This window comes from Amycolatopsis sp. PS_44_ISF1, assembly GCF_032335455.1.
Lineage (GTDB): Bacteria > Actinomycetota > Actinomycetes > Mycobacteriales > Pseudonocardiaceae > Amycolatopsis.
In genome coordinates this window covers 1,341,501-1,355,462 of sequence record NZ_JANUXO010000001.1, presented here as the reverse complement: position 1 = coordinate 1,355,462, position 13,962 = coordinate 1,341,501, and the positions used below count along the sequence as shown (strand labels likewise).

General features: G+C 73.1%; 11 protein-coding genes. 6 read left to right on the top strand and 5 right to left on the bottom strand.

Going from position 1 to position 13,962, the window contains the following annotated elements:
* Nucleotides 1-63: 63 nt before the first annotated feature.
* A complete protein-coding gene (locus NYF13_RS06100) occupies nt 64-3,243 on the bottom strand; it encodes a PE-PGRS family protein (RefSeq protein ID WP_315654719.1) in 3,180 nt (1,059 codons plus the stop codon).
* A 200-nt stretch (nt 3,244-3,443) separates the two neighbouring features.
* A complete protein-coding gene (locus tag NYF13_RS06095; protein WP_315654718.1) occupies nt 3,444-4,502 on the bottom strand; it encodes a hypothetical protein in 1,059 nt (352 codons plus the stop codon).
* 275 nt (nt 4,503-4,777) lie between these two features.
* Between NYF13_RS06095 and NYF13_RS06090 the strand changes: the two genes are divergently transcribed.
* The 3 genes from NYF13_RS06090 to NYF13_RS06080 are packed head-to-tail and all read left to right on the top strand — an operon-like array spanning nt 4,778 to nt 7,799.
* Entirely contained in the window at nt 4,778-6,001 is a 1,224-nt protein-coding gene (locus NYF13_RS06090) for an AI-2E family transporter (RefSeq protein ID WP_315654717.1), read from the top strand.
* A complete protein-coding gene (gene macS / locus NYF13_RS06085; RefSeq protein WP_315654715.1) occupies nt 5,998-7,146 on the top strand; it encodes a MacS family sensor histidine kinase in 1,149 nt (382 codons plus the stop codon). Before NYF13_RS06090 ends, macS begins: the two co-directional genes overlap by 4 nt.
* Complete coding sequence (locus tag NYF13_RS06080; protein WP_315654711.1) at nt 7,143-7,799, top strand: response regulator transcription factor; 657 nt, start codon at nt 7,143-7,145, stop codon at nt 7,797-7,799. The genes macS and NYF13_RS06080 overlap by 4 nt, the downstream gene beginning before the upstream one ends.
* Nucleotides 7,800-7,809: 10 nt before the next feature.
* On the opposite strand, the gene NYF13_RS06075 is transcribed toward NYF13_RS06080, so the two are convergent.
* Nucleotides 7,810-8,736 (bottom strand): hypothetical protein, encoded by a 927-nt coding sequence (locus NYF13_RS06075; protein ID WP_315654709.1) that lies wholly within the window; start codon nt 8,734-8,736, stop codon nt 7,810-7,812.
* Between the two features lie 198 nt (nt 8,737-8,934).
* On the opposite strand from NYF13_RS06075, the gene NYF13_RS06070 reads away from it, so the two are divergent.
* Nucleotides 8,935-9,585 (top strand): DUF1707 domain-containing protein, encoded by a 651-nt coding sequence (locus NYF13_RS06070; protein WP_315654708.1) that lies wholly within the window; start codon nt 8,935-8,937, stop codon nt 9,583-9,585.
* Nucleotides 9,586-9,619: 34 nt separating this feature from the next.
* Here the strand turns inward: NYF13_RS06070 and ptsP are convergent, their stop codons facing one another.
* Nucleotides 9,620-11,344 carry a phosphoenolpyruvate--protein phosphotransferase gene (gene ptsP / locus NYF13_RS06065; RefSeq protein ID WP_315654707.1) on the bottom strand — a complete coding sequence of 575 codons (1,725 nt, stop codon included), beginning with the start codon at nt 11,342-11,344 and terminating at the stop codon, nt 9,620-9,622.
* 187 nt (nt 11,345-11,531) lie between these two features.
* Entirely contained in the window at nt 11,532-12,404 is an 873-nt protein-coding gene (locus NYF13_RS06060) for a ribokinase (RefSeq protein ID WP_315654706.1), read from the bottom strand.
* A gap of 393 nt (nt 12,405-12,797) precedes the next feature.
* Between NYF13_RS06060 and NYF13_RS06055 the strand changes: the two genes are divergently transcribed.
* Entirely contained in the window at nt 12,798-13,199 is a 402-nt protein-coding gene (locus NYF13_RS06055; RefSeq protein ID WP_315654705.1) for a hypothetical protein, read from the top strand.
* A gap of 9 nt (nt 13,200-13,208) precedes the next feature.
* A complete protein-coding gene (locus tag NYF13_RS06050; RefSeq protein ID WP_315654704.1) occupies nt 13,209-13,946 on the top strand; it encodes a TetR/AcrR family transcriptional regulator in 738 nt (245 codons plus the stop codon).
* Nucleotides 13,947-13,962 lie beyond the last annotated feature (16 nt).

Genomic DNA, 13,962 nt, shown 5'->3' with positions numbered 1-13,962 from the left:
ACACAGCAAAACGGGCCCGACAGCCGGCTGCTGTCGGGCCCGTTTCGCCGATCGGCTAGCGGTTCACTTCTTGAAGAAGCCGGTCACCTTCGCGGCCAGCGACGGCAACGCGCCCAGGGGCGAGGAGTCCACACCGGACAGTGCGGGCACCTGGCCCACGGCCGGGCGCGACGGCACGACGGGCAGTTCCACGGTCGGCGCCGTGGTGTCGGTGCCCGGCAAGGCCGGAAGCGCCGTCACGGCGGGCAGCTGGCTCAGCGTCGGCAGCGAAGCCTTCACCGGCAGCCGGGCCGGCAGTTGCGGCGCGGACTCCGCGTCCGAACGCCCGGGCAGGCCCGGCAGCGCCGGGGTGGGCAGACCGGAAGCCGGCAGCGAGACCAGGTGCCGGACCTGCGAAAGCTGACCCAGGGCGGACAGCCCGCTGATCTGCGGCCCGTCGGCCCGCTCGACCCCCGGCAGCATGGCCATGGCCGGTAACTGCGGCAGCGCCGACGCGGTCGGCAGGCTCCGCGTCAGGCCCGACAAGACCGGCAACCCGGAACCCGTGGGCAGCACCGGGAGACGCTGCGTCAGACCCGACAGGACCGGCAGCTGCGGCAACCCGGAACCCGTGGGCAGCACCGGAAGGCGCTGCGTCAGGCCCGACAGGACCGGCAGCTCGTCGGCGGCCATTTCGTTGCCCAGCGGCCCTTCGAGCTTCGGCTCCTTCCGGTCGGTGGAGTCGGTGCCCTGAGAGGTCGCCACGCCCAGCAGCTCTTGCGGCACGCCGTACACGGGCATGGTGGCCGGCACGACGCGGTAGAAGTCGAGCCCGGACAGCGCACGGTTGCCGGCCGTGGTGGGAATGCCCCCGTTGGTCGCGGTGATCGTGTTGTCGGCGGCCGAGTGGGCCACCCCGGCCGCGGTGATCGCGTCGTCCGTCACGTAGGGGACAGCGGTCACCGGCAGGTCGAGGATGTCGCCCGAGATGGAGCCCTCGACGCCCGACGTGGTGTCGTCCCCGGCGTTCTTGACCACGGTGCTGGTGGTGGACCGGCCCGAGGCCACTCCCGCGGCCGAGACCGAGTCGGCGATGACCTGCGCGACCGGCTCCGCGTCCGCGCCGACGATGGTGCCGGCGACGGTGCCCGCGGTCCCGTTGGTCAGGGCGTTGCCGCCCGCGACCGAGGAGATGTCGTTGGTGCCGCCGCCGTGGCCCAGCGCCGCTGCCGCGACGCCCGTGGCCGCCGGGGTGACCGCGCCGGCGATCGGCGCCTTGACGATGTTGCCGGCGATCGCGCCGTCCCGGCCGTCGCTGTCGGCGTCCCCGCCGGCCTTCGAGTCGGTCAGGTTGTCGGCCCAGCCGGTGCCGATGCCGCCGAGCGCGGCACCCAGGCCGTGGCCCTGCACCGGCAGCGAGACCGGGGCCTCGACGATGTTGCCCGCACCGGCGCCCTTGACGCCGGTGGCGTTCACGTGGGAGCCGGCCGTCGAGGTGGTGTCGCTGGAGCCGATGCCGTGGCCCTGGCCGAGCACCGCCGCGCCGGCCCCGAACACCTGCACCGGCAGCGAAGCCGGCACGGTGCCCAGGTTCGAGCTCAGGAAGCCGTAGTCGTCAGCGGTGTTGCCACCGCCGCCGCCCCGGACGACCTTGGTCTCGTGCGCCTCGGCCGAGCCCTGGCCGAGGGCCGCGGCACCGACGCCGAACACCTCGGCGGGCACGCCCACCGGAACACCCACGATGTTGCCCGAGCCCGAGGAGTCGCTGCCCTGGCTGCCGTCGTAGCCACCGGCGGTGACGGTCTTGTCCTCGTTCGCGCGGCCGGTCGTGCTGCCGATGGCGCCGGCGGCGAGGCCGTAGACCTCGGGTGCGCCCGCGAACTGGGTGTTGGCGACGTTGCCGCCGAGGAAGCCGCCGTTGGCGCGGGTGTAGCTGCCGTTGCCGGCGTTCGCGTCGACGGTGTTCTCGCACGCGGCGCGCGAGTTGCCGATGGCCGCCGCGCCGATGCCGCAGACGTCGACCGGGAGGGCCACGGCGGGGTCGACCACGTTGGCCGAACCGGTCGCGTCGTCGCCGGTGGTCTTGACGAAGCCGCCCGAGTCCACCGTGCTGGAGGTCGCGCCGGCGGTGTTGCCGCGGTCGAAGGCGTGACCGGTGCCGGCGTTGCCGATCCAGGTCGCGGCCACCTCGGCCACGTTCGCGACCGGGCTCAGCTGCGCCGCGGCGGCGTTGCCGGCCAGGAACGAGTCGTCACCGTCGGTCTCGAGGTAGGTCGGGGTGCCCTTGAGGCTGCCCGGACGCTTGGCCCCGGCCTTCGCGTCGGCCGAGGAGCTCGACACCGTGTCGGCGTCCGAGCCCCACACGCCACCCGCGTTGCCGTTGAACTTCACCGGCAGCGCGATGGGGGCGCCCACGACGTTGCCGGTGGCGGCGCCGCCCTCGCCCTTGCTCAGGACGGATCCGCCGGAGGTGGCGGAGGTGTCCGCGACGTACGAGCTGTAGGCGTTGCCCAGCAGGTACGAGATCGAGTTGCCGCTCACCTGGACCGGGGTGGCGAACTGGCCCGCGACGACGTTGCCGGAGAGGCCGGAGCCCTGGCCATCGGTGTCGATGTTCCCGGTCTCGGTCGCGCTCTGGTACGCCGCGCCGCCGTGCACCGCGCCGCTGCCGCCGGCCACACCGACGCCGTTGCCGGCGAGCTGGACCGGGGCGGCCCAGTCGAGGCTGACGACGTTGCCCGCGATCCCGGAGTCCTTGCCCGAGGTCCGGATGTCCCGGTCGTGCGCCCAGTTCTGCTCGTGCGAAGTGCCGTCGACGTGCGCGTCGCCGACCACGCCGACCGCGTTGTCCACGATCTGGATCGGGAGGACGACGTCGCCGGCGACCTCGTTGCCCTTGAGGTTGCGGTGGCTCGGGGTGAACTTGCCCGCCACGCCGTCGGTGGCACCGAGGGTGCTCTTGCCGATGGGGCTGGACTCGTCGAGCTGGTGGCCGGCTTCGCGGACGGCCTGGGTCAGCGGCCTGGTGCTCAGCTCGGTGTGTTCCGCGGGGGCGTCGTACTGACCGAGCGGGGTGCCGATGGCGTTGTCCGCCGCGTCGATCGGCACGGTCACGTTCAGGTCGAGCGGGGAGGCCGGGGTGTCCGGGTTGACGTTTTCGTCGGCTGAAGCGATGCCGGTACCCAGCATCAGCAACCCTCCCGTGACCAACGCGGTCTGGAGTCCGCGCTTCGCCCAGGTCTGCATGGGGTTTTTCTCCTTCATTCGGGTTTCCCTTGCGGGATTGCGGGGTGCGCTCGTGCGGCCTCGCGCAGGCGGAGCGCACCGGAGGGGGGATGGTGCGGAGGCGGGCGCGGAGGAATGCGCACGCGAGAAACCCGCGGGTTCAGCCGGTGACGCCGAACCGGCACGGAAAGGGGTGCCAGGTTTCAGGGCGCGTCAACGACCCCGCGGGTGAGGTGAGTTCAGTCAGGGGTGACGCCGGGCTGCTCGCCCGGGCTGGGCGGCGTGGGCCGCTGCCCGCCGGAGCGGGTCGAACCCGCCACGGCGCGGTCGACGACCGCGGAGACCCACGAGGGGACGCCGAAGTTCAGACCGTCGAGGTGACCGCCGGGCGCGGAACTGCCGCCGCCCGGGGTCGTCGGGGTGCTCGGGGGTGCCACCGGGAACTGCTGCTCCGGACCGAACGGGGCGATCGGCCGCTTGGGGCCTTCGGCGGAGAGGGAACCGGTGCTGCCGGTTGCGACGTCGGTGCGCGCGAGACCCGCGAGCGGGTACAGGGCACGGTCGAACTCGGTGGTGGAAACCGTGGTGGCGCCGAGATCCTGCGCCGGTTCGCCGGTGCTGGTGGCGGCGGATTCGTGGGTCGCGGGCTCGACCGGGACCGGCAACGCGGGCAGCTCGGCCGGCTTGCCGCTCCGGCCCGGTTCGACCAGGTCCCAGACCTTGCGGCCGAAGTCCCGGCCCCCGGGTGAGGGCGCGACCGTCTGCTCGATGACCTGGCGGGTGTCCGCCGGCTCGCGCACGATGTGCTCGGCCGCGCCGAGGGTGCGCTGCAGCGGCTGGAGGACGACCTCCTGGCCGAGGTCGGCCACGGCGTCGCTGACCCGGCCGGAGATCTCGTGGTCGACGGTGGTGCGGACCGGTTCGGCGGGGGTGGCACCGTCGTGTTCGGGCGGGCACGCCGGACGGGAGTGGCCGGGCTCGGACCAGGTGGTGGCGTCCGGCTGGCAGGTACCGATCGGGCTGAGACCGCCGACCGCGGCCCCGGCGATGTCGCCGGTGACGATGGAGACGCCGTGGTTCACGTCGCCGAGATTCGCCATCGCGGCATCGGTGACCGGCGTGACGCTGGTGCCGACCCCGACCGCCTCGACGGTGCCGGTGTCGGCGGACGCGGCGGTGGTGGAGAGGGCCCAGGCCGCGGCGGTCGCGGCCACGGCGCCACCGAACACGAGGAGCGCACGCGAGGCGAAACGACCGACGCGCATCGCGTCCCGTCCCTCCTTCGCCGCGTTCTTCACTCGTGCTTCTCCTCGACTGGGTCCGGCCCGTGGGTGCGGAGCCGAGAAAACCAGCCGGAACCGACGCAGCGCACCTTCGACCCGACTTGATGCCACCATCGTGTGAAAAGCACAGAGTGTGTCCGGCCATCACGAAAAGTGATCTACGCAGGCGAGGACCGACCACCCCGGCACGGTTCTGTCAAGCGCCCGATCGGGAGACGGCGTAGAACGCGCCGGGTCCGGACACCGTCGTTTCGCCCGGAATTGTCGGTGGGACCGATACGGTTGACCCTGTGGTCCAGACTGGGCGCGAACAGCGCGAACAACTGCTTCTCAGCGACAAGACCGACGTCACCGGTCTGATCCCGCGCGGTCTGCGGATCGGCGCGGCGCTGGCTTGGCGGTTCATCGTCGTGATCGCCGCGCTGTACGCGGTGCTGTGGCTGATGGGCTACCTCTCCGCGGTGGTCATCCCGGTCTCGATCGCGCTGCTGCTCTCAGCGCTGATGGCCCCGGCCGTGGGGAAGCTGGTGAAGTGGCGCTTCCCGCGCGGGCTGGCGACCGGGATCGTGCTGATCGCCGGGCTGGCCGTGCTCGGCGGGCTGCTCACCTTCGTCGTCACGCAGTTCTCCAGCGGGCTCCCGCAGTTGCAGCAGCAGCTCAACAACAGCCTGAACCAGATCAAGGACTGGCTGATCAACGGCCCGCTGCACCTGCGCCAGGAACAGATCCAGGACTTCATCAACCAGTCCATCGGCTTCATCCAGAACAACCAGTCCTCGCTCACCACCACGGCGCTGACCACGGCGGGCACGGTCGGCGAGATCCTCACCGGCTTCGTGCTCACGCTGTTCGTCACCATCTTCTTCCTGGCCGGGGGGGACCAGATCTACTCGTTCCTGGTCCGCGGGGTGCCGAGGCGGGTGCGCCGCCGGGTCGACGTGGCCGGGCGGCGCGGGTTCGCGTCGCTGGTCAGCTACATCCGCGCGACGGCCGCGGTCGCGGTGGTCGACGCGGTGGGCATCGGCATCGGCCTGTGGATCGTCGGGGTGCCGCTGGTCATCCCGCTGGCCACGCTGGTGTTCCTCGGCGCGTTCATCCCGATCATCGGCGCGGTGATCGCCGGCGGGGTGGCGGTGCTGATCGCGCTGGTCACCAAGAGCTTCGTCGGCGCGGTGATCGTGCTGGCCATCGTGATCGGCGTGATGCAGCTGGAGAGCCACGTGCTTCAGCCACTGATGCTCGGGCGGGCCGTGCGGCTGCACCCACTGGCCGTGGTGCTGGCGATCGCCACCGGTCTGGTGGCGGGGGGGATCGCGGGCGCGCTGCTGGCCGTGCCGCTGCTGGCCGTGCTGAACGCCGGCATCCGCTCGCTGCTGCACGAGCACGATCCGGACCCGGCGGCCGTGGACGTGCTGCACGCCCAGGCCGCGCAGCCGAACGACGCGGTGCCCGATTCGGAAGACGGAGGGTCGTCGCTCGTCGAGGAGGAGAAGAAGGACATCGAGCAGAAGTGACCTCGCCGGCCACCCGTGACCCGGCGACCCCGTTGTGGCGCGCGGTCGTGCTGCTGCGGGCGCTCACCTGGTTCTTCGCGCTGGCCGTGGTCGTCGGACACCGCGCCGAGTTCGCCCGGCCCTGGCTGGCGTGGGCGGTGGTCGCCGCGATGGGCGGGTGGTCGCTGGCCACGAGCCTCGCGTATTCGCGCGAGTCGAGCCGGTGGACCTGGCTCGTGGTGCTGGACGTCGTGGTCACCACGGGGCTGATGCTCACCTCGCCGCTGATCCTTTCCCCCGCGCAGTACGCCGCGGTGACCCCGCTGATCACCACGGTCTGGGCCGCCGCCGGGCCGCTGGCGGCGGCCATCCGGTTCGGCGCGGGCGGCGGGGTGCTGGCCGGGCTCGTGGTCGCGGTCGGCACCGGGTTCGCGCGGGAGAAGCTGGACCTCGACGTCGCCCGGGACGGCGTGCTGCTGTGCGCGAGCGGGCTCCTGATCGGCATGGCGGCGACGACGGCGCGACGTTCGGCGGAAGCGCTCGCGCGCGCGTTGCGCACCGAGGCCGCCACGACGGAGCGGGAACGGCTCGCGCGCTCGATCCACGACAGCGTGCTCCAGGTCCTCGCCCGCGTACGGCGGCGTGGCCTCGAGGTCGGCGGCGAAGCGGCGGAGCTGGCGAAGCTGGCCGGCGAGCAGGAGATCGCCCTGCGCGCTCTCGTCACGACCGAGCCGACCTGGGCGAGTGCGGGCGGGGCCGGCGGGTTCTCGGACCTGCGCTCGGCGTTGCAACTGCTGGCCACGCCGACCGTGCAGGTTTCGACGCCCGCGGGCACCGTCGACCTGGCGACGCACGTCACCGAAGAGCTGGTGGCGGTCACGCGCGAGGCACTGTCCAATGTAGAAAAGCACGCGGGGCCGGAGGCGCACGCGTGGGTGCTGCTGGAGGACCTCGGCGCCGAGGTGGTCGTGAGCATCCGCGACGACGGTCCGGGAATTCCCGCCGGCCGGCTGGAACGCGCGGCCGCGCTGGGACATCTGGGTGTGGTGGAGTCCATCCGGGGGAGGGTGCGCGATCTCGGCGGGACCGCGGCCCTGGAAACCGCTCCGAGCCGCGGCACGGAGTGGGAAGTGCGGGTGCCGAGCACGACGAGGGGCAAGAGATGACGGAAGGCACGATTTCGGTGATGGTCGTCGACGACCATCCGATCTGGCGCGACGGGGTGGCCCGCGACCTGTCCGAAAACGGCTTCGACGTGCGGGCCACCGCGGCCGACGGACCGGCCGCCGTGCGGATCGCGCGCACCGTGCGGCCGTCGGTGGTGCTGATGGACCTCAACCTCGGCACGACCTCCGGGGTCGAGGCCACGCGGGAGATCACGACCGCGTTGCCGGAGACGAAGGTGCTGGTGCTCTCGGCCAGTGGTGAGCACAGCGACGTGCTGGAAGCGGTGAAAGCGGGCGCCTCCGGTTACCTGATGAAGTCGGCTTCGGTGGTGGAGCTGGTCGACGCCGTGCGCCGCACGGCCGCGGGCGACCCGGTGTTCACGGCCGGGCTGGCCGGACTGGTGCTGGGCGAGTACCGGAGGATGGCCGACGCCCCCGAAGGCGGTACCGAACCGCCGCGCCTGACCGAGCGTGAGACGGATGTGCTGCGGTTCGTCGCGAAGGGGCTGACCGCGCGCCAGATCGCGGAGCGGCTGGTCCTCTCGCACCGCACGGTGGAGAACCACGTGCAGTCGACGCTGCGGAAGCTCCAGTTGCACAACCGCGTCGAGCTGGCGCGCTACGCGATCGAGCACGGGCTCGACGAGGACTGAGGGCCGGCGTTCAGGAGGTCGAGACGCCCGGGGACTGCCGGTCGGCGGGGATCTTCGCCCGGCCCAGCCGCCACGCGGGCTCGCCGGGGTGCCAGGTCGCGACCACCCCGTCGTCGAGGACCAGGTCGCCGCCGGGGGACCAGTCGAGGCCGGAGGTGCGCAGGTGCCCGGTGGTGTAGGGCATCGACGGCGCCTCCAGCCAGGTCAGGTCCCGCAGGTCGAGCAGCCACAGGTCACGGGTCTGGGTGTCGGTGTTGCGCCAGGCGGCCGTGCCGAAGTCGACGGCGGCGAGCGTGCCTTCGCGGTTCGGCAGCACGTACGGCGCCGACTGCACCACCGGCGGTGCGAGCTTGGCCCGCCCACCGTCGCGCAGGTCGACGACGGTGAGCTCGGTCAGCCCGCCGAGGACCAGCCGGTCACCGGTGGCCGCGAGGATCCGCGGGGCCTGCTGCACGGAACGGCCGGTGGCGGGGTCGATCAGCACGTCGACCGTCTCGGCGTTGCCGTTGTCCACCGTGATCAGCAGCCCGTGCGAGGTCTCCTGCCGGACCACGGTGCGGCAGCTCGCCACGGTGCCGGTGCCGAGGACGCGACCGGCCAGGGAGACGTGCTGGAGGCGGCAGTTGCCGGGGCTGTCCGGCCGGATCTGCCACACCCCTTCGCCGTCGGCGGCGGGCGCGACGCTGAACGCCTGGCCGAGCGGGACCAGCGCGCCGGGGTAGGCGTAGACCTCGGCGGGTTCGCAGGTGTCACCCCGGCACTCGGGCGCGGTCAGGATGACCGGGGTGTGGCCGACGCGCTGCACGCTGACCTGCCGGTCGCCGCCGGGGAGGCCGCCGACCCCGCCCTGCACGCCGGTGTCCGCGTCGAACACGGTCGGCGGGGAGGTGGCGAGCAGCAGCCGCGTGCCGATCCGGTCGGCGAGGCGGCCGGCCAATCCGGAGGGCGGGGGCTCGACCGGCTGGGCCCGGCCACCGGTCGGGCTGGTGGTGGTGGTGACCGGCGCGGGGGTCCCGCTGGTGCAGGCGGCCGGCAGCAGGACGGCCGCGACCAGCGCGGCACCGGTGCGAAATACGGGTCTGTTCAGGGTTTTTCCCCGATCTGGCTGGCGAAACCGAGTTCTACCATCAAGGGCATGGGTGAGGAAGAGACAACCACCGCGGACACCGCGACCGAGACCAAGCCGTTGACCGCGCGCGACATCCGGGTCTCCGACGACGAGCGCGACCACGTCGTGGGCGTGCTCCAGAAGGCGATCGGGCTCGGCCTGCTCGACCTCGACGAGTTCACCGAGCGCACCGACCGCGCACTCGCCTCCCGCACCCGCGGCGAGCTGAACGCGGTGCTGGCCGACCTGCCCGGCCTCACGCACCCTGAATCCGGCCCGCCCCCGTACGCGGCGGAGCACACCCGCTACCACGCCCCCGGCCAGCGGCTGGAGCTGAACGCGAAGTACTCGTCACTGCACCGCCGCGGACCGTGGGAGGTACCGGCGGCGCTGCTGGTCCGCAACAAGTACGGCAGCACCAAGCTGGACTTCACCGAGGCCCGCACCTCGACCCCGGTGATCGAGATCGAGCTGGACTCGAAGTGGGGCTCGGTGGAGATCGTCATCCCGCCGCACGCCTCCGTCGACTGCAACTCGATCACCGAGATCAAGTTCGGCTCGCTCGAAGACAAGACCGGCAGCAACGGACGCGCGGGTAATCCGCGGTACGTCATCACCGGCCACGTCCACGGGGGCGCGCTGGTCATCCGCAACCCTCGGCGGGGCCTCTTCGGCTGACCGGTGGGGTGCGCCGGGCCGACCCGGCGTTGGCTCACCCGAGGGCGGCGGCGACCGAGGCGCGGGCGTCGGCCGGGGTGGCCGAGGCCAGTGCCGCGGCGGCGAGCGACCGGGCCTGGTCCAGGGTGACCGAGGCCAGGCTCGCACCGACCGGGCGGATCGCCGGGGCGTTCATCGAAACGCTGGTCAGGCCGAGCCCGGCCAGCACCAGGGCGAGCCGCGGGTCACCCGCCGCCTCGCCGCAGACTCCGGCCGGCTTGCCCGTGGCCGTGGCCGCGTCGCCGATCAGCTTCAGCAGGCGGAGCAGGGCCGGCTGCCACGGGTCGTTGAGCTGGGCCACCGCGCCGAGCTGGCGGTCGGCCGCGAAGGTGTACTGGGCCAGGTCGTTGGTGCCGACGGAGACGAAGTCCACGGCGTCCAGGATCTCCCGGGCGGCCAGCGCCGCGGCCGGGATCTCGATCATCACGCCCGCCCGGGCCAGTCCGGCGGCGCGGGCGCGCTCGGCGAACCAGGACGCTTCCTCCGCCGTCGCGACCATCGGGGCCATCACCGAGACCACCGCGCCGGAGTCCTCGGCCGCACCGGCGATCGCCGTCAGCTGACGGTCCAGCACCTCCGGCCGGTCGAACGCCACCCGCAGTCCGCGCACGCCCAGCGCCGGGTTCGGCTCGGCCTCCGGGGACAGGAAGGCGAGCGGCTTGTCCGCGCCGGCGTCGAGCGTGCGGACGATGACCGGCTGGCCGCGGAACGGTGAAAGCACCGCGGTGTAGGCCGCGCGCTGCTCGTCGACGGTCGGCTCGGCCGAGGCGTCGAGGTAGCAGAACTCCGTGCGGAACAGGCCGACGCCTTCGGCGCCCGCGTCCGCGGCGGCCTGCGCGTCGGCCGGGGAGCCGACGTTGCCGTAGACCTTGACGACGTGCCCATCGACGGTCGCGCCGGTGCCGTTCCACTCGGCCGGGTCGGCCGCGACGGCGGTGACCACCGGGGCCTCGGGGTCGGCGACCTCGACCACGCCGGTGTCCCCGTCGACCGCGAGGGCCGGCACGTCCAGCGCCAGCAGCCCGCGGACGGCGACCACGGCCGGGATGCCGAGCGCGCGGGCCAGGATCGCGGTGTGGCTCGTCGGCCCGCCCTCCTCGGTGACCAGCGCGAGCACCTTCGCCGGGTCGAGCCCCGCGGTGTCGGCGGGCGCCAGGTCGCGGGCGACCAGCACGCTCGGCGTGGCCAGCTCGGGCACGCCCGGCGGGGCGATGCCGAGCAGCTCGGCCACGAGCCGATCACGCACGTCACGCACGTCACGGACCCGCTCGGCCATGTAGCCGCCCGCGGCCGCGAGCGCTTCGGCGAACCCCTCGGCGGCTTGGTAGACCGCGCGGGCCGCGGGCAGGTTCTGCGTCTTCACCAGTTGCTGGGCCTGAGTGGCCAGCGCCGGGTCGGCGGCCATCGCGGCGGTGGTGACCAGGATCGTCGCGGCCTCGCCCTCGGCGTTCTCGGCCTGCGCTTCCAGCCGGGCGGCGACGGCCGCGGCGGCGGGTTCGATCCGCGCGGCCTCGGCGGCCGGATCGGCCGGGGCCGGAGTGCTCGCGGGCTCGCCGAGCGGCTCGGCGACGCGCACGACGGGACCACTGGCGCGCCCCGGGCTCACGGCGACCCCGGTCAGCGACGAAACGGCGGGGTGGTTGGTCACGGTGACTCCGGCTGACTCGACGGTCGCGGCGGGCTGGCCCGAGGCGGCGGTGCCCGTGAGGGTCTCAGACATGGTCTAGACCATAGCTCAGATGGGCCGGGATATCTCGTGGTGGCGTCGCCGACCCGCGTACGCGCACTCGCTCCAGCACCGACCACACCTCCCCGGGCCTCGCCTCGGCCGGTGGCTTCCGGCCCGAACGGCGGCGACTGGGCCGAGTCTGCCGGAAACCCCGCGCCCCCGCCGAACCCGCCGCGGGTCAGTCCAGCTCGTCGGGAGTGGGGTACGACGGTTGTGCGCCGTGCCGCGTGACGCTCACGGCAGCGACCTTCACGGCCCGCTTCGCCGCATCCACGAGCGTCGCGCCTTCAGCCAGCGAAGCGGCCAGCGCGCCCGCGAAAGCGTCACCGGCGCCCGTGGTGTCGACAGCCTCGACCTTCGGCGAAGCGACCTCCGTCGATCCGTCCGCTTCGACGACCACCGCGCCCTTTCCGCCCAGGGTCACCACCGCCGCACGTGGGCCCAGTTCGAGCAGCCTGCGCGGGTCGGCCGCCTCGGCCCCGAGCAGGTACGCGGCCTCGTGCTCGTTGACGAGCAGGACGTCGAGCGCGCCCAGTGTTTCGCGTGAAACCTCGGCGGCCGGCGACAGGTTGAGCAGCACGCGGACGCCCTTCGCGCTCGCGCGCGCCACGGCGTGTTCGACCGTCGGCAACGGCACCTCGAGCGAGGCGACCATGACCCGCGCGCCGTCGAGGGCGTCGTCGGTGATGTCGCCGGGCTCCAGCGCGGAGTTGGCGCCGGGGGAGACCAGGATGGAGTTCTCGCCGTCGGGGGTCACGGTGATGTAGGCGATGCCGGTCGGGCGCCCGACGGTGCGGAGGTGACCGGTCTCGACGCCCGCCTCGGCGAGCGAATCCCGCAGCAGCCGGCCGTACGGATCGTCGCCCACGGCGCCGAGCAGCGCGACGTCCGCGCCCAGCCGCCCGGCCGCGGCGGCCGTGTTCGCCCCCTTCCCGCCGGCCGACAGCGCGGTGTCGCCGCCCAGCACCGTCTCCCCGCCGCCGGGGCGGCGGTCGACCGGCACGACCAGGTCGGCGTTGGCGGATCCCACGACGAGCACGGCGGAACTCATGGCCGACACTTTGCCACGGAACGCCGGTTCCGCTGGTCAAGGTCCACGAGTGGACGAAAGTGAAGGTTTTTGTAACTTATCCCGCGCCGGGTGCGACAATCAGGCGAGCAGCGGCCGACCCGTCACTCGATCGGGGGATAGAACTCCCCCAGGCGTCACTTCTGACACGGGTTCCGCTCTTGTGGTGCGTCACGGTCCTCGAGACCTGTGGCGTTGCCCGGACCGGAAGCGCACCGGAAAGGGCATCGGGTCGCCGGCGCCGATCACGTAGCCCCCCGAGTGATCGGCGTCGGCGGCGCCCCGGTTCCACGGGGCGCGCGGCCCCGGGTTTCCCCACCCGGCCCGGCGGATTTCCCCGTGTTGTCGCAGCTCAGCGGTTCCTACCGTCGAGGCATGACGATTCAGGACTGGAAACGCTCCCTCTACGCCCTGCTCGCGCTGCCCGCCTACGCCGCCGGCCCGCAGGCCCGGCGGTGGCTCGCCGCGCGACTGCTGGGTCTCACCGGGAGCGGAAGTCCCCCTCGCCCCCTCGCCGCGGGCGGACTGGCGTTGCTGGCGTGGCCGTTCGCGGTGCTGACCTGGTTCCTGGTCTGGCGGATCGCGACCTACGGCCTGTTCTGGGACCCGGCCGGCGCCGGCTCCTCGTGGGGCGGGCCGTCGCTGATCGGGGCCTGGATCGTGCACTTCTTCTGCGCCCTGGGCATGGCCGTGCCCGCGATGTGGCTGCTCCGGCCGCTGACCACGGCCCAGGCCGCGGCCGCGTCGATGGGCGAAACGAGGCGTTCGACCACCTAGGATGTGCGGATGAGCAGCCCCACGCGAAGGGGTCGCACGCGAGCGGCTACCGAGCAGGACATCCGCCGCACCGCCCGAAAGCTCCTGGTGGACCACGGCCCGGAGGCGGTCACCCTGCGCGCGATCGCGCGGGAGCTGGGCATCACCGCGCCGGCGCTGTACCGGTACTACGAGTCGCGCGACGACCTGGTGGAGAACCTGCGCCTCGACGTCTGCGCCGACCTTGCGGCCGAGCTGGCCGGGGACATCGCCGAACTGCCGGACGACGGTCTGCCGCAGTTGTTCGCCATCTGCAAGGGCTTCCGGCGCTGGGCGCTGACCCACACCAAGGAGTTCACGCTGGTGTTCGCGTCGCCGACCGGCGGGGTCGGCACCACCGCGGGCAGCGCGCTGCACCGCCTGGACGAGCCGTTCGGCCGGATCTTCCTCGCCGCCGCCGGCCGGGTGCTGGCGATCCACGAACTGGTGATGCCGCCGAACGACGTGGTCCCGCCCGAACTCCGCGGCGATCTGACCGCGTTCCAGGGGGAGCTGCTCGCGGTGCTGGCGGAATCCGGGCGGGCGATCGCCCCGGAGAAGCTGGACCTGGGTCTGACCTACCTGATGATCCAGTTCTGGGCGCGGCTGTACGGCCACGTGACCCTCGAGGTGTTCGGCAACTACCCGATCCCGGTGTCCGAGCCGGACGTGCTGTTCGAGGCGATGCTGACCGATCTGGCCCGCGACGTCGGGCTGCACTCGGATTAGGCCGCCGTAACGCCGA